The sequence below is a fragment of the Parahaliea maris genome, from assembly GCF_008064665.1.
GTDB lineage: Bacteria > Pseudomonadota > Gammaproteobacteria > Pseudomonadales > Halieaceae > Parahaliea > Parahaliea maris.
In genome coordinates this window covers 15,868-33,617 of record NZ_VRZA01000004.1, presented here as the reverse complement: position 1 = coordinate 33,617, position 17,750 = coordinate 15,868, and the positions used below count along the sequence as shown (strand labels likewise).

The 17,750-nt window shown below is 64.1% G+C and carries 19 protein-coding genes; 10 read left to right on the top strand and 9 right to left on the bottom strand.

The features are described 5' to 3' along the window. Positions 1–34: 34 nt before the first annotated feature. The 3 genes from FV139_RS12040 to FV139_RS12030 form a co-directional block, all read right to left on the bottom strand. The gene (locus FV139_RS12040; protein WP_148068711.1) at positions 35–1,012 is read right to left on the bottom strand and encodes an LLM class flavin-dependent oxidoreductase; all 978 of its coding nucleotides are present in this window, start codon (positions 1,010–1,012) and stop codon (positions 35–37) included. Between the two features lie 61 nt (positions 1,013–1,073). Continuing rightward, positions 1,074–1,658 carry a hypothetical protein gene (locus tag FV139_RS12035; protein WP_148068710.1) on the bottom strand — a complete coding sequence of 195 codons (585 nt, stop codon included), beginning with the start codon at positions 1,656–1,658 and terminating at the stop codon, positions 1,074–1,076. A 50-nt stretch (positions 1,659–1,708) separates the two neighbouring features. Continuing rightward, positions 1,709–2,116, bottom strand: coding sequence for a bactofilin family protein (locus FV139_RS12030; RefSeq protein WP_148068709.1), 408 nt, complete (start codon positions 2,114–2,116; stop codon positions 1,709–1,711). A 330-nt stretch (positions 2,117–2,446) separates the two neighbouring features. On the opposite strand from FV139_RS12030, the gene FV139_RS12025 reads away from it, so the two are divergent. Then, positions 2,447–2,833 (top strand): hypothetical protein, encoded by a 387-nt coding sequence (locus FV139_RS12025; RefSeq protein ID WP_148068708.1) that lies wholly within the window; start codon positions 2,447–2,449, stop codon positions 2,831–2,833. A 72-nt stretch (positions 2,834–2,905) separates the two neighbouring features. Here FV139_RS12025 and FV139_RS12020 read toward each other — a convergent pair whose 3' ends face one another. Next, positions 2,906–3,769, bottom strand: coding sequence for a TIGR03619 family F420-dependent LLM class oxidoreductase (locus tag FV139_RS12020; protein ID WP_148068707.1), 864 nt, complete (start codon positions 3,767–3,769; stop codon positions 2,906–2,908). A gap of 131 nt (positions 3,770–3,900) precedes the next feature. Here FV139_RS12020 and FV139_RS12015 point away from each other — a divergent pair, with 131 nt between their 5' ends. The 6 genes from FV139_RS12015 to FV139_RS11990 all read left to right on the top strand — a co-directional run bounded on the left by FV139_RS12015 (position 3,901) and on the right by FV139_RS11990 (position 10,568). Further along, a complete protein-coding gene (locus FV139_RS12015) occupies positions 3,901–4,674 on the top strand; it encodes an SDR family NAD(P)-dependent oxidoreductase (RefSeq protein ID WP_148068706.1) in 774 nt (257 codons plus the stop codon). Positions 4,675–4,677: 3 nt separating this feature from the next. Beyond that, positions 4,678–5,385: a TetR/AcrR family transcriptional regulator gene (locus tag FV139_RS12010; RefSeq protein ID WP_148068705.1), complete on the top strand. Its 708-nt coding sequence runs from the start codon at positions 4,678–4,680 to the stop codon at positions 5,383–5,385. 15 nt (positions 5,386–5,400) lie between these two features. After that, the gene (locus tag FV139_RS12005) at positions 5,401–6,654 is read left to right on the top strand and encodes a sulfotransferase family protein (protein WP_148068704.1); all 1,254 of its coding nucleotides are present in this window, start codon (positions 5,401–5,403) and stop codon (positions 6,652–6,654) included. A gap of 149 nt (positions 6,655–6,803) precedes the next feature. Beyond that, positions 6,804–7,829 (top strand): Fe(3+) ABC transporter substrate-binding protein, encoded by a 1,026-nt coding sequence (locus FV139_RS12000; RefSeq protein WP_148068703.1) that lies wholly within the window; start codon positions 6,804–6,806, stop codon positions 7,827–7,829. Continuing rightward, on the top strand, positions 7,820–9,496 hold the full coding sequence (locus tag FV139_RS11995) for an ABC transporter permease (protein ID WP_213004106.1): 1,677 nt from the start codon (positions 7,820–7,822) through the stop codon (positions 9,494–9,496). Before FV139_RS12000 ends, FV139_RS11995 begins: the two co-directional genes overlap by 10 nt. Position 9,497: 1 nt before the next feature. Next, entirely contained in the window at positions 9,498–10,568 is a 1,071-nt protein-coding gene (locus FV139_RS11990) for an ABC transporter ATP-binding protein (RefSeq protein WP_148068702.1), read from the top strand. On the opposite strand, the gene FV139_RS11985 is transcribed toward FV139_RS11990, so the two are convergent. Genes FV139_RS11985 through cls form a run of 3 tightly spaced genes read right to left on the bottom strand, consistent with a single transcriptional unit; the run spans position 10,558 to position 13,449 of the window. Continuing rightward, the gene (locus FV139_RS11985) at positions 10,558–11,601 is read right to left on the bottom strand and encodes a YncE family protein (protein ID WP_148068701.1); all 1,044 of its coding nucleotides are present in this window, start codon (positions 11,599–11,601) and stop codon (positions 10,558–10,560) included. The two genes, FV139_RS11990 and FV139_RS11985, sit on opposite strands and share 11 nt — an antisense overlap. 58 nt (positions 11,602–11,659) lie before the next feature. Beyond that, entirely contained in the window at positions 11,660–11,977 is a 318-nt protein-coding gene (locus FV139_RS11980; RefSeq protein ID WP_148068700.1) for an antibiotic biosynthesis monooxygenase family protein, read from the bottom strand. Positions 11,978–12,036: 59 nt separating this feature from the next. Then, positions 12,037–13,449 carry a cardiolipin synthase gene (gene cls / locus FV139_RS11975; protein WP_148068699.1) on the bottom strand — a complete coding sequence of 471 codons (1,413 nt, stop codon included), beginning with the start codon at positions 13,447–13,449 and terminating at the stop codon, positions 12,037–12,039. 190 nt (positions 13,450–13,639) lie between these two features. On the opposite strand from cls, the gene dusA reads away from it, so the two are divergent. The 3 genes from dusA to FV139_RS11960 are packed head-to-tail and all read left to right on the top strand — an operon-like array spanning position 13,640 to position 16,101. After that, the gene (gene dusA, locus FV139_RS11970; protein WP_148069054.1) at positions 13,640–14,665 is read left to right on the top strand and encodes a tRNA dihydrouridine(20/20a) synthase DusA; all 1,026 of its coding nucleotides are present in this window, start codon (positions 13,640–13,642) and stop codon (positions 14,663–14,665) included. Positions 14,666–14,698: 33 nt separating this feature from the next. Further along, entirely contained in the window at positions 14,699–15,652 is a 954-nt protein-coding gene (tal, locus tag FV139_RS11965) for a transaldolase (protein ID WP_148068698.1), read from the top strand. Then, positions 15,649–16,101 carry a tellurite resistance TerB family protein gene (locus FV139_RS11960; protein WP_148068697.1) on the top strand — a complete coding sequence of 151 codons (453 nt, stop codon included), beginning with the start codon at positions 15,649–15,651 and terminating at the stop codon, positions 16,099–16,101. The genes tal and FV139_RS11960 overlap by 4 nt, the downstream gene beginning before the upstream one ends. On the opposite strand, the gene FV139_RS11955 is transcribed toward FV139_RS11960, so the two are convergent. Then, entirely contained in the window at positions 16,098–16,580 is a 483-nt protein-coding gene (locus FV139_RS11955) for an STAS domain-containing protein (RefSeq protein ID WP_148068696.1), read from the bottom strand. The genes FV139_RS11960 and FV139_RS11955 overlap by 4 nt on opposite strands. A gap of 1 nt (position 16,581) precedes the next feature. Then, a complete protein-coding gene (locus FV139_RS11950; RefSeq protein ID WP_235898639.1) occupies positions 16,582–17,745 on the bottom strand; it encodes a PP2C family protein-serine/threonine phosphatase in 1,164 nt (387 codons plus the stop codon). Positions 17,746–17,750: the final 5 nt, after the last annotated feature.

Genomic DNA, 17,750 nt, shown 5'->3' with positions numbered 1-17,750 from the left:
ACGATGCAAGAATTATTCCGCGCCGGAGCGACCCTCAGTCAAACACCGAGCGCAGCAGTTCGAAGCTGCGCTTGCGATCATCGAGGTAGTACATGTTGCTCACGACCATGACCTCGTCGGCGGCAAAGCGCTGCGCCAGGTCCTGCAGCTGGGCCCGCACCTGGGCCGGGGTACCCACCGCCCGGTTGCGGTTGCGACTGGCGATAAACGCTTCCTCGCGGGGGCCGACGGGCCAGGCCAGGGCCTGCTCCGGGGTCAGCGAGTGGCCGTCGCTCTGCCCGGTCACGAAGCGATAGAAGTTCAGATCAAAGGTGAGCTGCAGGGCCCGGGCGCGGGCCTCGTCGTCGGCACAAAACACACTGGTGGTGATGATGGCGTAAGGCGCTGGTTGCAGTTCCGAGGGCTGGAAATGGGCCTTGTACAGATGGGTCAGCTCCGCCGCCGCCTGGGGATTGATAAACAGCCCCAGGTTGTAAGGCAGACCGCGCCGGGCGGCGAGTACTGCGCTGTCGGGACTCGAGCCGAGCATCCACAGGGGCAACCCGGCGGGTGGCCGGGGGCTCACCAGGGGCTTCGCCGCCGGATCCCACAGGTAATCACTGAGCGCCGCCACCTGCTCCGGAAAGCGTTCGAAGCGCGGCCGGCCATCGGGTGACAGGGCGGCGGCCGTGGACATATCCGCCCCCGGTGCCCGCCCCACCCCGAGGTCAATGCGTCCCGGGTACAGGTTGGCCAGCAGGGAGAACACTTCCGCCACCTTGTAGGGGCTGTAGTGCGGCAACATAATGCCGCCGGAGCCCAGCCGGATAGTGGAGGTTGCCGCGCCCAGGGCCGCCAACAGCACTTCCGGCGCGCTGACCGCAACCGAGGGAAAGGCGTGATGCTCCGACACCCAGAAGCGCTCGTAACCGAGCGCTTCACAGTGCCGAGCCATGACCAGGGATTCTTGCAGTGCCTCGCCGGGAGTATCGGCCGAGCGCGCCAGGGATTGATCCAGTACCGAGAGTTTCATCCGCACAGTTTACCCGAGGCGCGAGCACATTCGTGCATCGTTCGCGATGGAGCTGCCCTCATCAGCCCCCGAGTTTCGCCTGCAGTAACAGTTCGGTGCGCCGGTCCGGCAACAGCACGCTGCGATCCACCCGGAAACAGGACAACAGGCTGTTCAGCTCGCCCTGGGGGTGCGGCTGGTAATCGGGCGGAATGGCGGAGCGCTGGCGCACCCGGAAATTGCCGGCGTCGGCAATGCCGTAAAAGGTCGGAGACGCGGGCGTCTTGGCGTTGTGCGGGGCAAAGCAGTGAGCGCGGCTATCCGGGTGCAGGTGGGGCCGCAGGTTGTTCATCAGGGCGATGATGGCGTCCCGGTGGAGGAAGTTGAGCACGTCCCAGAAGAAACACAGGTCGAACAGCGCGCCACCGGGCAGACAGAGGGCCTCCTCGATACGAGCTTCCAGGGACGGTCCTTCCTCGCCGCCCTCATTGCGGCGCAGCGGCAATTCGTCGTAGAGGTCGGCGAAGTGCAGCTTGCAGCGGAAGGCGGAGAAGAATTGTACGGTTTCGGGCAGCGCCGGGCCGATGTGCAGCACCGTCAACGGCCACTCGTCGTCGACGTGCTCAAACAGCGCGGGCAACAGCCGGGATGGCTGCAGGTCACTCATAATAAAAAGCGGGCTGCCGAATGGCAGCCCGCCCTGTCCTCATTGCCGATTCAGCCGCTTTTCAGATCCAGGTTGGGCGCATTGCTCGCCGGCGCGGCGGCGGGCTTGGGCGCGGGTGCGGGGGTTGCCGCCGGCTTGACCACGGCCTTCTCACCCGGGTCCATGTCGATGCTGCCCTTGAACACGGCGCCGTCTTCGAGGGTCATGCGCGGGGCGATGATATTGCCGCGCACGTGACCGGTCTTGGCAATGATCACTTTCTCGCCGCCGGTGATATCGCCAGTCACCTCGCCGTTGATGATCACGGTGCGGGCCTTGATGTCGGCCTTGACCTTGCCCGACTCACCCACGGTGACTTCATGGGAAGACAGGTCGATGGTGCCGTCTACGCTACCGCGAATGACGAGATCCTCGTCACCGGTCACTTCACCCTTGATCTTGATGCTCGGTCCAATCATTGCGGCACTCCTTGAGGCGGAAACTAGAGGTTGGCTGTAGTCGGGGGCAGCCTGCGACGGAGGATCCTGCGGTGCAGTCGCCTTGGGCTCTGGCACGGCAGCCGGACGTTCCGGTGCTTTGCCCTTATCTTTATTGCGATCAAACATTATTCAATTACCACGTGTAACCATAGGTGGGAGTTTTATGCTATCAGCCTGTCAACGACATAACTAGCATTCTGTGATCCGCATCACACTTTTACGCCCGAGCCGGCAGACTAACCGAGTGAAGACTAGACTCTCTGTACGTTTTTTGTTCAGCAAGCTCCCGTGTCAGGGAAGGTGGTACCCGTGACAATCATCCTGCTGGCCATTGTGGTCTGTCTCGCCTTCATCGTCCTTTCCCGTCCACGCCATCGTCGCGGGGAGCGCCGCAGAATACGCAGCGGTTCGCCGGGCTTTCGCTACCGCGGCGTGTCGGTACACGCGGGTCCCGAATGCTGCGGTGCCGTGCGCAAGCTTGAAAACAGGCGCTACCTGCAGGACGCTGCACCATTGCTGCCCCTGGCCCGCTGCGACGCGGAACGCTGCCAGTGCACCTACGAACACCACGAGGACCGGCGCAGCCAGGTCGACCGCCGCGACCTGCAGGACCTGGCCCTGGGTCTGCACCACCGCGCAGACGGCCCCGAGCATCGCCACAATCGCGGACGGCGCCGGCTCGACTATGCTCATTGACTGGGCCCATTGACGGGGCCCATTGACACTACACCCACCCGTCAACGCTGCTGTCTGCTGGAGTAGCCTACCCTAGCGCTCGATGTAGCGCCGCGCAAATGCTTCCATCGCCCGTTTCTTGTCATCCAGAGACGAGCGCTTCCCCAGCGTGAAATAAAAGGGCGGCACCACCCCGGCGGTCATGCCCTGCTGGCCCAGGCGCCGATAATCGTCCGGGGTGGCGGGTTCCGTCAGGCCGACCAAGGTCTCGAACGGCTCCTGTTCCCGGCCCGCTTCGGCGCGCAAGGCCGCGAGCCGTTGCAGCAGGGGCGGCACCTCCGCCAGGGTATTGCCCGCGCCAATCCAGCCATCACCGAGCACCGCGGCCCTGCGCAGGGCTGCCGGATTGGCGCCCCCCACCCACACCGGCACCGGTGCCGGCGGCGGCGGTTCGATCTGCAACCGCGGGAAGTCGTAGAACTCACCGTGGTGCTCCACCATGCCGCCGCGCCACAGGGCCTGCATGATCTCGATCATCTCGTCCATACGCCGGCCCCGGGCGCGGAACTCGACCCCGTAGATATCGAATTCGTCTTTCATCCACCCCGCGCCGACACCGAGGGCGAAACGCTCACCGCTGAACAGCGACAGCGCACCAGCCGCCTTCGCCACCTCGAACGGATTGCGCAGTGGCAGCACGTAAACAGACGTGGAAAAGCGCAGGCGAGTGGTCGCCGCGGCCATGAAGGCCAGGCTGACCCAGCAGTCGGGATAGGGATCCGCCGCCGTCATCGGCGGCTTGCCATTGTCCGAGTAGGGATACGGTGCCTTCACCTCCTCCGGGTAGACGGCATGGTCGGCGTTCAACACCCCCTCAAACCCCAGCTCCTCCGCGAAGCGGGCCACCGGCACCAATTGCTCCGCCTCCATCCACGTGACTGACTGCCAGAATTTCATGTACTGATCTCCTCCGCTCCCACAACCGGGCTCGCTCGCGATCGATGCTAGAGGGGCTTGCATCGGGCGGCAAGATATTTTTAATATGACCGCATTATTTTTTGGCTGATGCGCTCAAGCGGGTATTTGCGATGAACGATAACAACCTCCCTGCCACCTGGCCCGATTGCCGCTATGATTTTCGCGGCGCCAGGGTGTTGGTGACCGGCGGCACCAATGGGATTGGCGCCGGCATCGCAGCAGCCTACGCCGCAGCGGGTGCCAGCGTCACCATCACCGGCACCCGGTCCCGGGCCGCCGACTACGACCGCGATCTCAGTGCCTATCGCTACCTGCCACTGGAGCTGACAGACAACGAGCAGATCGATGCGGTGGCCGCTGCCCTGCCGGCGCTGGACATCCTGGTCAATAACGCCGGTGGCAACTTCATGCTGGAGGATGAATACCAGCCGGAGGTCTTCGAGAAGTCGATCCAGGTCAATCTGCTCAGCGCCTATCGCCTGGCCCGGGCCTGCCACCCCCTGCTGGCCGGGAGTTCGCTGCCGGGGGGCGGTGCGGTGATCGGGCTCGCCTCCATGACCTCCTACTTCGGGGTGGAAGTGGTACCCGCCTACGGCGCCGCCAAGGCGGCGCTGGTACAACTGACCAAGACCCTGTCCATGCGCTGGGCCCGCGACAACATACGGGTCAACGCGGTCGCGGCGGGATTGATTCACAGCAATATGACGGCCGGCTTCCTCGCCCACGAGGAAGCCGCGGCCCCCAGCCTCGCGCGCACCCCCCTGGGCCGTTTCGGCCAACCGCTGGATATTGCCGGTCCGGTACTGTTCCTGACCAGCAGCGCCGCCGGCTACGTCACCGGCCAGACCCTGCCGGTTGACGGCGGCTTCTCGGTGGCGGGTTGAGCCGTGCCCGCCGCAAAACAACGCCAGAACGCGCGCAGCGAAACCACCCGCGCCCGGCTCATCGCCGTCGCCGAACAACTGTTCGCGGAGCGCGGTGTCGAGGGTGTCTCCCTCAGTGAAATCAACCGCGCCTCGAAGCAGCGTAATTCCAACGCCTGCCAGTACCATTTCGGCAGCAAGGACGGTCTGCTACAGGCCATTGTGGACAAGCACGTTCCCGGTATTGCCGCGCTCAGGAACCAGCGTATCGCAGCGCTGGAAGCAGCCGGCGAACTGACCCTTGAGTCCGTGGTGAAGGCGTGGGTAGAGCCGGTCGCAGACAAACTGCAGGACCCGGACGGTGGCCTGCACTTCATTCGCGTCAATGCCCAGCTGACGTCGACCCATACCCTGTCGCTGTTGAAACCGGATACGGCCACCCTGCGGGCCGAGGGCGCCGAGCAGCTGGCGCGCGCCTTCAGGCTCACCCTTCCGCAACTGCCAGACGCGGTGCGTGAGCAGCGCCTGCAACTGGCGGCAAGCCTGCTGTTTCATGGCCTGGCGGACCATTCGCAACTGCTGGAGAACATGAGCCGCCAGCAGGTGACAGCGGACTCGATTCTGCGGGATGACCCGCTGTTTGTTCTCAACCTGGTGGACGCAATTTACGCGCTGCTGGCTGCACCGGTTTCCCCCGAAATACAGCAGCGGCTGCAACTGCTCTCCCCCTGAACCCCGGAGCCCCCGATGACAACGGCTATCCATATCGATGATCTCGCCCACCCCGAACTGAACCCGGCACAACGGGCCGCACTGGCCTACGGCGAGGCCCAGACGGTGGACTTCACCGAGGCGGCGGTGCTGGCGGCGGCCAGAGACCGGACCGGGCTGGAGGATTTCGGCCCGGATGATTTTCGCGAGCGCCTGCAACTGCTGCTCGATGAATGGGGGACAGATACGGGAATGACAGCGCTGCAGCGCAGCAACCTGTTCGGCTACCTGGTGCGCTATGCCAGCAATCGCCTGCTGATCCGGGATTTTGCCCGCCGTCACCCGCAGGCCCTGGAACAACCGGTCCGCCGCCCCCTGATTGTCGCCGGCCTGCCGCGCTCGGGCACCACCCACCTGCTCAACCTGCTGGCTGCGGACCGTCGCTTCCGTTCACTGCCCCTGTGGGAATCCTACGAACCCCTGCCTCTGCCCGGCGAGCCGGTGACCGACGACAGCAGCGACCCGCGCTACCAGCGCTGCGCGGCGCAGTGGGAAGGCATGCAGCAGACCACCCCACTGCTGGCCGCAATGCACCCGATGAACCCCGATCATATCCACGAAGAGTTGGAGCTGATGGGCCCCGACTTCGCCTCCTATAATTTCGAATGGCTGTCGCCCAGCCCGCGCTGGCGCGACCACTACTACACCCACGACCAGGGCCCCCACTACCGCTACATGCGCGACGTGTTGAAGTTATTGCAGTGGCGCAAGGGACCGGACCGCTGGGTGCTCAAGTGCCCCCAGCACCTGGAACAACTCCCGGTACTGCGGGAGGTATTCCCGGACGCCACCATCGTCATTACCCACCGGGACCCGGTGGCGGTGATCCAGTCGGCGGTAACCATGATCGCCTATGGCCAGCGCATGAACCGGCAACGCATCGACCTGCCGGCGCTGGTCGATTACTGGAGCGACCGGGTCGAACACCTGTTGCGGGCCTGCGTGCGCGACCGGCCGCAGCAACCGGAAGCCCGGACCATCGACGTCCCCTTCCATGAATTCATGGCGGACGACATGGCCATGGTGGAGAAGATCTACGCCCGCGCAGGTACCGATCTCGACATCCAGGCCCGGGAAGATATGCAGGCCTTTATCGTCGACCATCCCCGTGGCAAGGAGGGGCGCATCCGCTACCGCCTGCAGGAAGACTTTGGCGTCGACCCGGCGGCGCTGCGGGAGCGCTTCGGCTTTTACTTCGAACGTTTCGATGTGCGCCCGGAGGTACGCTAGCGCGCTCATCCCGAGCTGGCCCCAGCCGGCATATTTACCACCCGCAGCGCCAAATTGCGGGTGACAGCCAGCCCTCTCCTGTGTTCTACTAAATGAGAATTGCTTGCATTTGCAAGTAACCGCTGTCCGACAATCCCCGAGAGGTACACATGCGTTTTCCAAGCCCGGTCCTGCGCCGTGTAACGGCCGTGCTGGCCAGTGCCCTGCTGGCAACTTCCGCCCTTGCCAGCGAGGTCAACGTCTACTCCGCCCGCCAGGAAGCCCTGATCAAACCCATTCTGGATCGCTTTACCGAAGAGAGCGGCATCAAGGTCAACCTGATTACCGGGGGTGGAGACGCCCTGCTCACGCGCCTGCGCAGTGAAGGTCGCAACTCACCCGCCGACATGCTGCTGACCGTGGATGCAGGCCGGCTGTACCGGGCACGGGAGGCCGACGTGCTGCAACCCCTGCACTCCGACTTCCTGAAGAAAGTCGTACCCGCCAACCTGCGCGACAGCGAAGACTACTGGTACGGCCTGTCGGTGCGGGCGCGGGTGATCGCCTACAACCGCGAGCGCGTGAAGCCCGAAGAGCTCAGCACCTATGAGGCGCTCACCGATCCCAGCTGGAAGGGCCGCCTGTGTATTCGCTCCTCCGGCAACATCTACAACCAGTCCCTCGTCGCCGGCATGATCGCCACCGAAGGCGCCGACGCCGCGGCCAGTTGGGCCAAAGGCATCGTCGCCAATTTTGCCCGCCCCCCACAGGGCGGCGACCGCGACCAGATCAAGGCGGTGGCTGCCGGCCAGTGCGACGTGGCGCTGGTGAACAGCTATTACTACGGCGCCATGCTGCAGTCCGGTGGCGAAGAGGAGGCTGCCGCCAACAAGGTCGCCCTGTTCTTCCCCAACCAGGACGGGCGCGGCACCCACGTCAACGTGAGCGGTGCCGGCATCACCAGGGCCGCGACCCACGTCGCCGAAGCCAAGGCTCTGATCGAGTTCCTGGCGGGGGAAGAAGCCCAGCACTGGTACGCCGAACGCAACAACGAATACCCGGTGCGGGAAGATATCGAACCCAGCAAGCGGTTGCAGTCCTGGGGTGAGTTCGAATCCGATTCAGTTGACGTGACCGATCTCGGACGCTTGAATGCCGAGGCAGTCATGATCATGGATCGGGCCAATTGGAAATAGCCACCCGCACTCAAGCCCTGCCCCTCAGTCGCCGGTCACGCGCCAACCTCGGTTGGCGCGTTCCCATGTTGCTGACCGCGGGAGTGATTGCGGTGCCGGTGCTGGTTATCGTCGGCAGCCTGTTCCAGGGCTTCAGCCCGGTCTGGGAGCACCTGCTGGCCACCGTGCTGCAGGACTACGTGGTCAACTCCCTGCTGTTGATGCTCGGGGTCGGGGTCGGCACCCTGGCCCTCGGCCTGACCAGTGCCTGGCTGACCGCCATGTGCGACTTTCCGGGTCGACGTTTCTTCAACTGGGCGCTGTTGCTGCCCATGGCCATACCGGCCTACATCATTGCCTATACCTACACCGGGATCCTGGACTACGCCGGGCCCGTACAGAGCGCCCTGCGGGCGCAGTTTGGCTGGGGCTACGGCGACTACTACTTCCCCGCCATCCGCTCGCTGGGCGGCGCGATCTGCATGCTGTCGCTGGTGCTCTACCCCTACGTCTTCCTGCTGGCGCGGGTTGCCTTCAGGGAGCAGTCCACGGCGGTGCTGGAAGCCAGCCGCAGCCTTGGCAAGGGTCCCTGGCAAACCCTGTTCCAGGTCGCCCTGCCGATGGCGCGACCGGCGGTAGTGGCCGGGGTCAGCCTGGCGCTGATGGAAACCCTGGCCGACTACGGCACAGTCGCCTATTTTGGCGTCAACGCCTTCACCACCGGCATCTTTCGCACCTGGTACGGCCTCGGCGAATTGCAGACCGCAGCCCAGTTGGCCGCCTTCCTGCTGCTGTTTGTCTTCACCCTGTTCCTGCTCGAACACTACTCGCGCCGGCGCCTGCGCTTCCACCACAACTCGGCGCGCCAGCAACCCGGGCGCATTGTCCTGGAGGGCTGGCGCGGCGGCCTGGCCTGCGCGATCGCCGGGTTTATCCTGCTGGCCGGATTCCTGCTCCCGGCGCTGCAACTGGGACAGTGGGCGCTGGAGCGCTGGGGAGACACGGACCTCAGCGCCTTTTCCCGCCTGGTGGGCAGCAGCTTCGGCCTGGCGGCCATGGCCGCCGCGGCCTGCCTGCTGATCGCCCTGCTGCTGGGCTACGGCAAACGCCTGCACCCGGGGCCGGTGGAAAACCAGGCCGCCCGGGTATCGGCAATGGGTTACGCGGTACCGGGCACCGTCATTGCCGTTGGCGTGCTGATACCCTTTGCCTGGCTGGACAACCGCATCGACGGCCTGATGCGTGAACATTTCGACATTTCCACCGGGCTGTTACTCAGCGGGACCCTCACCGCACTGGTATTTGCCTACGTGGTGCGCTTCCTGTCGGTATCACTGCAAACGGTAGAATCCGGCCTGGCACGTATCCGCCCGAGCATCGACGAGTCTGCCCGCTCCCTCGGCCTGCGCCCCCTCGCGGTCTTGCGGCGTATTCACCTGCCCATGTTGCGGGGCTCCCTGGCCACCGCCCTGCTGCTGGTGTTCGTCGACGTCCTGAAGGAATTGCCCACCACCCTGATTTTACGCCCCTTCAACTTCAACACCCTGGCGGTGCGGGCCCACGAGCTGGCGTCGGACGAGCGCCTTGCCGATGCCGCCCTGCCGGCCCTGGCCATCGTGCTCATCGGCCTGCTGCCTGTTATCCTGATGAACCGGACCGCGGGCGCCCACGAACCACAGCAGAACTAGCATGAGCAGCCAACTGGCATTGGAAAACGTTGCCGTAGCCTACGGCAGTTTTACCGCGGTAAGCGGCGTATCACTGACCCTGGAGAGTGGCGAAATCGGCTGCCTGCTGGGACCTTCGGGCTGTGGCAAGACAACGCTCCTGCGCGCCATTGCCGGGTTCGAGTCGATTTCCGCGGGCCGCATCAGCCTGCGCGGCGACACCATCAGCCAGCCCGGCGCCATGCTGCCACCGGAGCGGCGCCGGGTGGGCATGGTATTCCAGGACTTCGCCCTGTTCCCTCACCTCTCGGTTGCCCGCAATATCGCCTTCGGCCTGGCGGCAATGCCGGCAGCCGAACGGCAGCAGCGGGTAGCGCAAATGCTGGAACTGGTATCACTGGAGACCTACGCGAACGCCTACCCCCACGAACTCTCCGGGGGCCAGCAACAGCGGGTGGCACTGGCTCGCGCCCTGGCGCCAGCACCGGAGGTGCTGTTGCTGGACGAACCGTTTTCCAGCCTCGACAGCGAACTGCGGGAGCAACTGGCCGGGGAGGTACGCGAGTTGCTCAAACGCAACGGTGTCACCGCCATCCTGGTGACCCACGACCAGCACGAGGCCTTCGCCATGGCCGACCGCATCGCCCTGCTCCGCCAGGGGCGGGTGGCGCAGCTCGATACCCCCTATAACCTGTACCACAACCCCGGCAGTGAGTTCGTGGCGGAGTTCATCGGCCAGGGCAGTATTCTCACGGTATCGGTCAACGAAGCGGGTGAACTCAACGACGGCCTGGGTATGCTCGATATGGGGCATCGCCACTGGCAGGCCGGTGAGACCCTGCGCCTGCTGGTGCGCCCCGACGACATCGAGTACGACGAGCACAGCCAGCTCAGTCTCGTGGTGCGTGGCAGGTCCTTTCGCGGGGCACACTACCTGTACGACCTGGTGCTTCCCGATGGCCAGCACGTACCGTGCCTGGCCCCCAGCCACATCGATGTACCCCCGGGCGGCCAGCTGCCGGTGCGTTTCAACCTGCAGCACGTGGTGGTATTCGAGCCCGATACGACCCCGGCCGAAAGTGCTACTGCCTGAGGGGCAGGTCCATCCAGGTCCAGGCCATGCCGTCGGGCTCGCGCCCGGCGGGAAAAACCGCGAGTTGCTCGAGGGTTCCGGCGTCCCGAGCCGAAATCAGGTCGGCGTGGGTGTGGGCGACAAACAGCAACTCGTAGTCCCGGGACAATAACAGGCCAACCGGAATGGAACCGCTGACGCCCTGACCGGCGAGAATGGAATCCGCGTCCTCGGGCACCGGAATATCGAATTCAATGCGCTGGACGACTTCCCGGCGCTCACTGTCGATCACCACCATGGCGTCGTCTGTGGCCAGGGTCACAAACACCCTGCCACGGCCGTCGTCGGCGGCAACCCGGATCGGAAAACCGCCTACCTCGATCTCCGCCAGCTTGCGCAAGGGGCGAACCGCAAAGACGCTGATGGTGCCCGCGTCCCGGTTGCTGACCCACACCTCGCTACCCTCCTTGACCAGCGCAATACCTTCGCTGCCGGCACCGGAGGCGGCATCATCCGCGAGCACTTCCTCGTTCAGGTCGAGCTCACTCACGGTACCGGAGCCGATACTGGCTACCCAGGCACCGCTGCCGTCGCGGGTAGCCGCCAGCATGTGTGCGACGTCGTGATCGACGGCAATACTGTTGCGCACGGTTTGCCCGGGGACATCCACCACCAGCACGCTGCGCTTGCCCTCAGCGGTCACCACCGCGGTATCCGCCCTGACCCAGGCAATGCCATGGGGCCGGGACCCCAGCGGAAGTTCGATGGTCGCTACCGGACGCAACTTGGCCAGGTCCAGCAGTGTCAGCGTGTGCCCGGGCTTGTCGCGGGTGCCGTAATTGGCCACCAGGGCGCGCAGGCCCTCCGGTGACAGGGCGATTTCGTGGGGCCCCTCCCCTACGGGCAGGGTAACAATGGGCTCGAAGCCCGGTGTTCGCAGCAGGGTCACGGAGCCCTCGGCCTTGTTCGCCACCAGCAGGGTGCCCGCCTCCACCGCAGGCGCCAGCCAGAGACTGAGCAGCAGGGCCAGGGAGCGTGCAAAGGTACGACGCATGATGTTCCTCTCGCGCGTTGTTATCAGAGTTCGCTGGCGCCCATCATAACCCAGTGAATCAGGTATCGCGCCCCGGGATGACTTCCCATTCGGGCGCCTCGAATTCCCCGATGACGTTTATTGCAACAAAGGGTGCCTCTGCTGCAATGATGTCACGCACCCGGGCCGGCAGGTTCTGCTCCATCGCGTCGCGCTGGTGTTTGCTGTCCCAGGTGGCGATGGCCAGCAGGACATCCGGCTCGCCCATTTTGCGGTGCAGGCGGGTTCCCCGCGCCCCCGGCGCGCGCTGGATAAGGCGGCTGGCTCGCACCCAGGCGTCTGCATACTGTTCCGGGCTGTAGCCGGGTTTGATGTGAACCTCGAAGATAAAGTGCATCACCTGCCTCCTCGACCGATGTTCAATTTCAGCCTGGGTACCTCGCCAGTCAGGTGATCCTACAACACTGGCGATGCCAGGCGGGAAACCTGAACCCCGAGGCGCCACCAGAAAGGCTTCTGGTCCAGGGCCTCGGGGTCGATCAACTCAGCGTGCTCAAAGTCCTGCACAAACATCGTTTCCATTTTTCCGGCGAAGCCCTCGTCTACGACAATAGCCGTCACCTCGAAATTCAGGCGGAAGGAGCGATTGTCGAAGTTGTGGGTTCCCACGGCGGAGATGCGGTCATCGACCAGCACCACCTTCTGATGGAGGAATCCGGGACGGTAGGCATAAAAGCGGATGCCCAGGCCACGCAGCCGATAGATGTAGTCGAAAGCGGCGAGGTAAACCGGCAGGCTGTCGCCCTTGCCCGTGGTCAGGATCCGCACATCCACCCCCCGCAGTGCAGCCAGTTGCAGGGCCTTCATCACGGCGTCATCGGGCACAAAATAAGGCGCAGTAATCCAGATACGTTGCTGCGCTCCGCTCAGGGCCGATACAAAAAACAGGCTTGCCGTCTCCAGCCGCTCGTTGGGCCCGGTGGCCAGGATCATCGCCCGGGTGTCCGACTCCGGGGCGGGCACCGGCTGCCAGCTGACCTCGGGAATCTGGCGCGTAGCCCAATACCAGTCCCACAGGATCACCCGTTGCAACTGTTGCGCGGCCGGCCCTTCAATCCTGACGTGGGTATCCCGCCAGGGCGAAAACTCCGGATCCTTTCCCAGGTACTCGTCGCCCACGTTATGCCCGCCCACCCAGCCAACCCGGCCGTCGACAACCACCATTTTCCGGTGATTGCGAAAATTGATCTGGAAGCGGTTACGCCAACCCTGGGTTGGCTTGAAGGAGCTGACCTGCACACCGGCCTGGCGTAACTCCTCCAGGTAGGCTGCAGTCAGCCCCTTGCTACCGACCTCGTCGTACAGCACCAGGACCCGCACGCCGGCCCGGGCGCGCTCGATCAGGGCGGACTGCACCCGCCTGCCGAGTTCATCGTCGTGGATCATGTAGAACTGGAACAGAATGTACTCGCGAGCACCGGCGATACCCTCGAGGATGCTATCGAAGGTCCTCTCGCCGTTAACCAGTAAATCCACCCGGTTGGCCCGGGTTTGCCAGAGCCCGGAAATCGATTGCAGCGCCCGATACCAGGGCTCCCCGGTGCCGATGGCTACCCGCCAGGGGGACATTTCCGTCTCGTATTTTTCCAGCAGACCGTCGATTTCATCCTTGCGGGCCGCATAGGTTTCCTGCATGCCCTCGAATTTGTTGCGCCCGAAGACCAGGTAGGCGGGCACCGCGACGAAGGGAAACGACACCAGGGACACCGACCACGCTGTCGCCCCCTGGGCCGTGCGTGTATTCATCACCGCCTCTATCGCACAGAGGATTCCCGCAATGTAAAAAGCCGTCGCAATCGAAGCATACATTTTTCGTTTCCCGGGCTTCACGTGTCCTCCACCGGATGCCAATACCAACGCCTACTGCAACCGGCGTTGCGACGCAGACACTCCTGTACCAAGGTAGCAGCTATTGTCCAAGGTGCCCCCGACAAGGTCATTGACGTACAATTGCGTATTCGCCCCCGTCGACGATGTCACCCACTTCCAGCGCCTGCAAATGACAGCAATACCCCAAAATCCGCTACCCGGAAAATCCCCCAGCCCCTGGCGCTTCTGCATTGCCCCCATGATGGACTGGTCGGATCACCACTGCCGCTATTTCTGGCGCCTGATCAGCAAACAGGCCCTGCTGTACACGGAGATGGTCACCACCGGCGCCCTGATTCACGGCGACCGCGAGCGCTTCCTGCATTACAACGCCGAGGAGCACCCGGTGGCGCTGCAACTCGGTGGCTCCAACCCGGCCGACCTCGCCCGCTGCGCGCGCTGGGCCCAGGAATGGCACTACGACGAGGTCAACCTCAATTGCGGCTGCCCCTCGGACCGGGTGCAATCCGGCATGTTCGGCGCCTGCCTGATGGCGCAGCCGGCACTGGTTGCCGACTGCGTGCGCGCTATGCGCGATGCCTGCGACATTCCGGTCACGGTGAAGCACCGCATTGGCATCGATGACATGGAGAGCTACCAGCAGATGCTGGATTTTGTCGGGCCGGTGGCGGATGCGGGCTGTGAGGTATTTATCGTGCACGCGCGCAAAGCCTGGTTGCAGGGCCTGTCGCCAAAGGAAAATCGCGAGATTCCGCCCCTCACCTATCCCTGGGTCTACCAGATGAAGCGCGACCTGCCGCACCTCACCGTGGTCATCAACGGCGGCATAACCGCGCTGGACGAATGCCAGCGCCACCTGGAGCAGGTGGACGGGGTGATGCTCGGTCGCGAGGCCTATCACAACCCCTGGTGTCTGGCGGAGGTCGACAGCACCCTGTTCGGGATGGACAAACCCGCCCCCACACGTGATGATGTCATGGAAGCGCTGTTACCCTACGTGGAGCAACAGCTGGCCCGGGGCGCCCGGTTAAATCACATCACCCGGCACATCCTCGGGCTCTACCAGGGCGTGCCGGGAGCCCGCCGGTTCCGACGCCACCTGAGCGAAAACGCCTATAAACCCGAAGCGGGCATCGACGTCCTGCGCGAGGCCATCGACAAGGTCCGCGCGCCCACCGCGACGACTGCTGCCTGAAGCCGTCACCAGAGCCCCAAAGCAGAGAGAGCCATGAGCGACAAACTCGAACAACTGAAGGCGATGACCGATGTCGTGGCCGACACCGGTGATATTGAAGCCATCCGCCGCTTTCAGCCGCTGGATGCCACCACCAACCCCTCCCTGCTGCTGAAGGCGGCAGCCCTGCCCCACTACGCCGAACTGCTACAGGGCGCACGCGCCTGGGCCACTGCCCAGGGCGGTTCCAGCACCGAGCAACTGGCCAACTGCTGCGACCGCTTCGCTGTCGATGTGGGCCGCGAAATTCTCGAAATCATCCCCGGTCGTATCTCCACCGAAGTGGACGCGCGCCTGTCCTTCGACGTGCAAGGCACCCTCGCCCGGGCCCGCAAACTGATCGGCCTGTACGAGTCAGCCGACGTGCCCCGCAACCGCATCCTGATCAAGGTGGCCTCTACCTGGGAGGGTATCCGGGCCGCCGAGCAACTGGAAAAAGAAGGCATCAACTGCAACCTGACGCTGTTGTTCGGCTTCAGCCAGGCGGCGGCCTGCGCCGACGCCGGTGTGTTCCTGATTTCGCCCTTCGTGGGACGCATCCTCGACTGGTACAAGGCCAATACCGACCTGAAAATAGAGCGCCCGGAAGACGACCCCGGCGTGCAGTCGGTCAGGCGCATCTACAACTACTACAAACAACACGGCTACCAGACCGTGGTGATGGGCGCCAGCTTCCGCAATACCGGTGAAATCGAGGCCCTGGCCGGCTGTGACCGCCTGACCATCAGCCCGGCCCTGCTGGAAGAACTCGCGGCAGACAGCGCAGCATTGCCGCGCCAGCTGGACCCGGCATCGGCCCGCAGCGACGACCCGGCCCACAGCCCGGTCGAGTCCGAGTTCAGGCTGGCGCTGAATGACGACGCCATGGCTACCGAGAAACTGGCCGAGGGGATTCGCAACTTCATCGCCGACCAGCTCAAGCTGGAGCAGCTCATCAGCCAGGCATGATTCGCGCACTCAAGGCTCTCTTTGAAACACCGCCCCAGGAGTCGGCGGAGGCACTGGAGCATCGCCTGCGGCTGGCGGCAGCGGCCCTGCTGGTGGAAACTGCCCGCGCTGATTTCGGTGAGGATGCCCGGGAGCGGGCGGCGATGGCCTCGCTGCTGGAACGGGCCCTGGGGCTGGAGCCGGCCGAGGTGCAGTCCCTGCTGGCGCAGGCGGCACAGCACGCCAACGAGGCAACCTCGCTCTACGAGTTCACCCGCCAGATCAACGACCACTTCAGTCCCGAGCGCAAGCAACGCCTGATCGAGGCCATGTGGTTGGTGGCCTGGGCCGACGGCAGTATCGACAAATACGAGGAAGCGTTGATCCGGCAGGTGGCTGAACTGACCTACGTGCCGCACGGTGACTACATTCGCGCCAAGCTCTCGGCGCAGGCGGCGAGCTCGCCCTAGCTACACTCGAGCACGGCCATCAGGTCGCTGAACCGGGCGCGATTTTCATCACTCAGGCCCATCAGCACCCGGTGGGCCTCGATCACCTTGTCCTTCACCACTTGCTCAGTGCCTTCGACCTGGGGAATTTCGTCAATCCCCGGAGTGTGGGCGCAGACTTCCTCGTGGAGGTCGAACAGCTGCTGGAAGCCCATGCTGTTGAGCAGGCGATTGATGCCCGGGCTGCAGCTGTAAAGGGCCGGGTGGAAGCCATAGCGGTCCTGCACTTCCAGCGCCAGTTTGGCCAGCAACCCCAGGGTCGTACTATCCAGGCCCTCGGTATCGCACAGGTCCACCCAGACACTGGCGAACTCGGGGTCGGAGAACATGCGCTGTATGAACTCGTCGATCGTGGTGCACAGCGTCAGCCGCACATCCCCTTCCATCCTGATTACGTACGCGCCATCCTGGCTGGCTGCTAGAATCCGGCCTTCTGACACTTCAACTCCGCTTGCTGATAAAGAGCGCCGCGATATCGTCCGGCGCCACTTCCACGTGATCCAGGCCGAGTCGGTCGACCATGGCCTCGGGGGTTTCCGCCTCGTGATCAAATGCGGCGAGCAGATGCGCCTCTTTCTCGATCAGGTCGGTACAGGGCAGTATCTCGAGTATGCCGTCGGAGAACAGGGCAATGGTAAAGCTGTCCGGCAGGCTGACTTCGTGCTCGGTGTACTCCACTTCCTCCATCAGGCCCACGGCTGATCCGCTCCCGGTGAGGTAGCGCGCCCCCTCGGGCGATACCAGCACCGGCTGGGGCAGGTGACCGGCGATACTGTAGCGCAGGGTATTGCGTTCCATGTCCAGTAAACCCACCACCATGGTGGCGAATTTGCCCACGTCCAGCCGCAGCAGCTCCTGGTTGGCCCGGTACAGCATGGCCACCGGACTCATCACGGTATCGTCTTTCTTGCGCGTGAAGTCGGAGCGCTTGCGGGCAAACAGGTTCTTCAGCAGCACCGTGGCGAAGGCCGAAGACGAGCCGTGGCCGGAAACATCCGCCATAAAAAACACCACGTGGCTGTCGCCGATGGTGAAATAGTCAGTGAAATCTCCACTGAGAAACAGGGAGGGAATCACAGTGTGACTGAAACTGTAGTCGCCAAGCAGCAAGGGGGTGGCAGGCAGCATGCTGAGCTGCACCTGGCGACCGGCCTGCTGATCCTGCTCCAGCACCTTCACCGTGCCGCGCAGTTCGGTGTTGGCCGCTTCCAGTCGCTTGCGGGACTCCTCCAGCTCCCGCCGCAGCTGGCGCTGCCGCACACAGCTCTCGATCGATTTGACCAGGGCATTGGCATCTTCCACCGGGCGCACGAAAAAGTCACTGGCGCCGAGGCGCAGTGCGGTCATGATCTGGGCGGCTTCGGCGTGGTCGGACAGCATGATCGCCGGCACCTGGATGTCCATTTCCCGCAGGGTGCGGCGGGCCGCCCCCCAGGACACACCGTTGAGGTCCATTTCGCACAGGATGACATCGAGGTCCGAGCTACCAGCCAGGGAAAAGTGGGAGTTGGTGACGTCGGTTACCACATCCACATGAAAGCCAGCTGATTTGACAATGTCCGCCAGCCCCTCTGCGCGGCCAGGGTCATCGTCAATAACTAGCACGTTAC

What these genes read in the sequence shown, in the direction of transcription:
- FV139_RS12040 (WP_148068711.1), bottom strand. Translation starts at nt 1,012, where the DNA reads ATGAAACTCTCGGTACTGGATCAATCCCTGGCGCGCTCGGCCGATACT.
- FV139_RS12035 (WP_148068710.1), bottom strand. Translation starts at nt 1,658, where the DNA reads ATGAGTGACCTGCAGCCATCCCGGCTGTTGCCCGCGCTGTTTGAGCAC.
- FV139_RS12030 (WP_148068709.1), bottom strand. Translation starts at nt 2,116, where the DNA reads ATGATTGGACCGAGCATCAAGATCAAGGGTGAAGTGACCGGTGACGAG.
- FV139_RS12020 (WP_148068707.1), bottom strand. Translation starts at nt 3,769, where the DNA reads ATGAAATTCTGGCAGTCAGTCACGTGGATGGAGGCGGAGCAATTGGTG.
- FV139_RS12015 (WP_148068706.1), top strand. Translation starts at nt 3,901, where the DNA reads ATGAACGATAACAACCTCCCTGCCACCTGGCCCGATTGCCGCTATGAT.
- FV139_RS12005 (WP_148068704.1), top strand. Translation starts at nt 5,401, where the DNA reads ATGACAACGGCTATCCATATCGATGATCTCGCCCACCCCGAACTGAAC.
- FV139_RS12000 (WP_148068703.1), top strand. Translation starts at nt 6,804, where the DNA reads ATGCGTTTTCCAAGCCCGGTCCTGCGCCGTGTAACGGCCGTGCTGGCC.
- FV139_RS11990 (WP_148068702.1), top strand. Translation starts at nt 9,498, where the DNA reads ATGAGCAGCCAACTGGCATTGGAAAACGTTGCCGTAGCCTACGGCAGT.
- FV139_RS11985 (WP_148068701.1), bottom strand. Translation starts at nt 11,601, where the DNA reads ATGCGTCGTACCTTTGCACGCTCCCTGGCCCTGCTGCTCAGTCTCTGG.
- FV139_RS11980 (WP_148068700.1), bottom strand. Translation starts at nt 11,977, where the DNA reads ATGCACTTTATCTTCGAGGTTCACATCAAACCCGGCTACAGCCCGGAA.
- cls (WP_148068699.1), bottom strand. Translation starts at nt 13,449, where the DNA reads ATGTATGCTTCGATTGCGACGGCTTTTTACATTGCGGGAATCCTCTGT.
- dusA (WP_148069054.1), top strand. Translation starts at nt 13,640, where the DNA reads ATGACAGCAATACCCCAAAATCCGCTACCCGGAAAATCCCCCAGCCCC.
- tal (WP_148068698.1), top strand. Translation starts at nt 14,699, where the DNA reads ATGAGCGACAAACTCGAACAACTGAAGGCGATGACCGATGTCGTGGCC.
- FV139_RS11960 (WP_148068697.1), top strand. Translation starts at nt 15,649, where the DNA reads ATGATTCGCGCACTCAAGGCTCTCTTTGAAACACCGCCCCAGGAGTCG.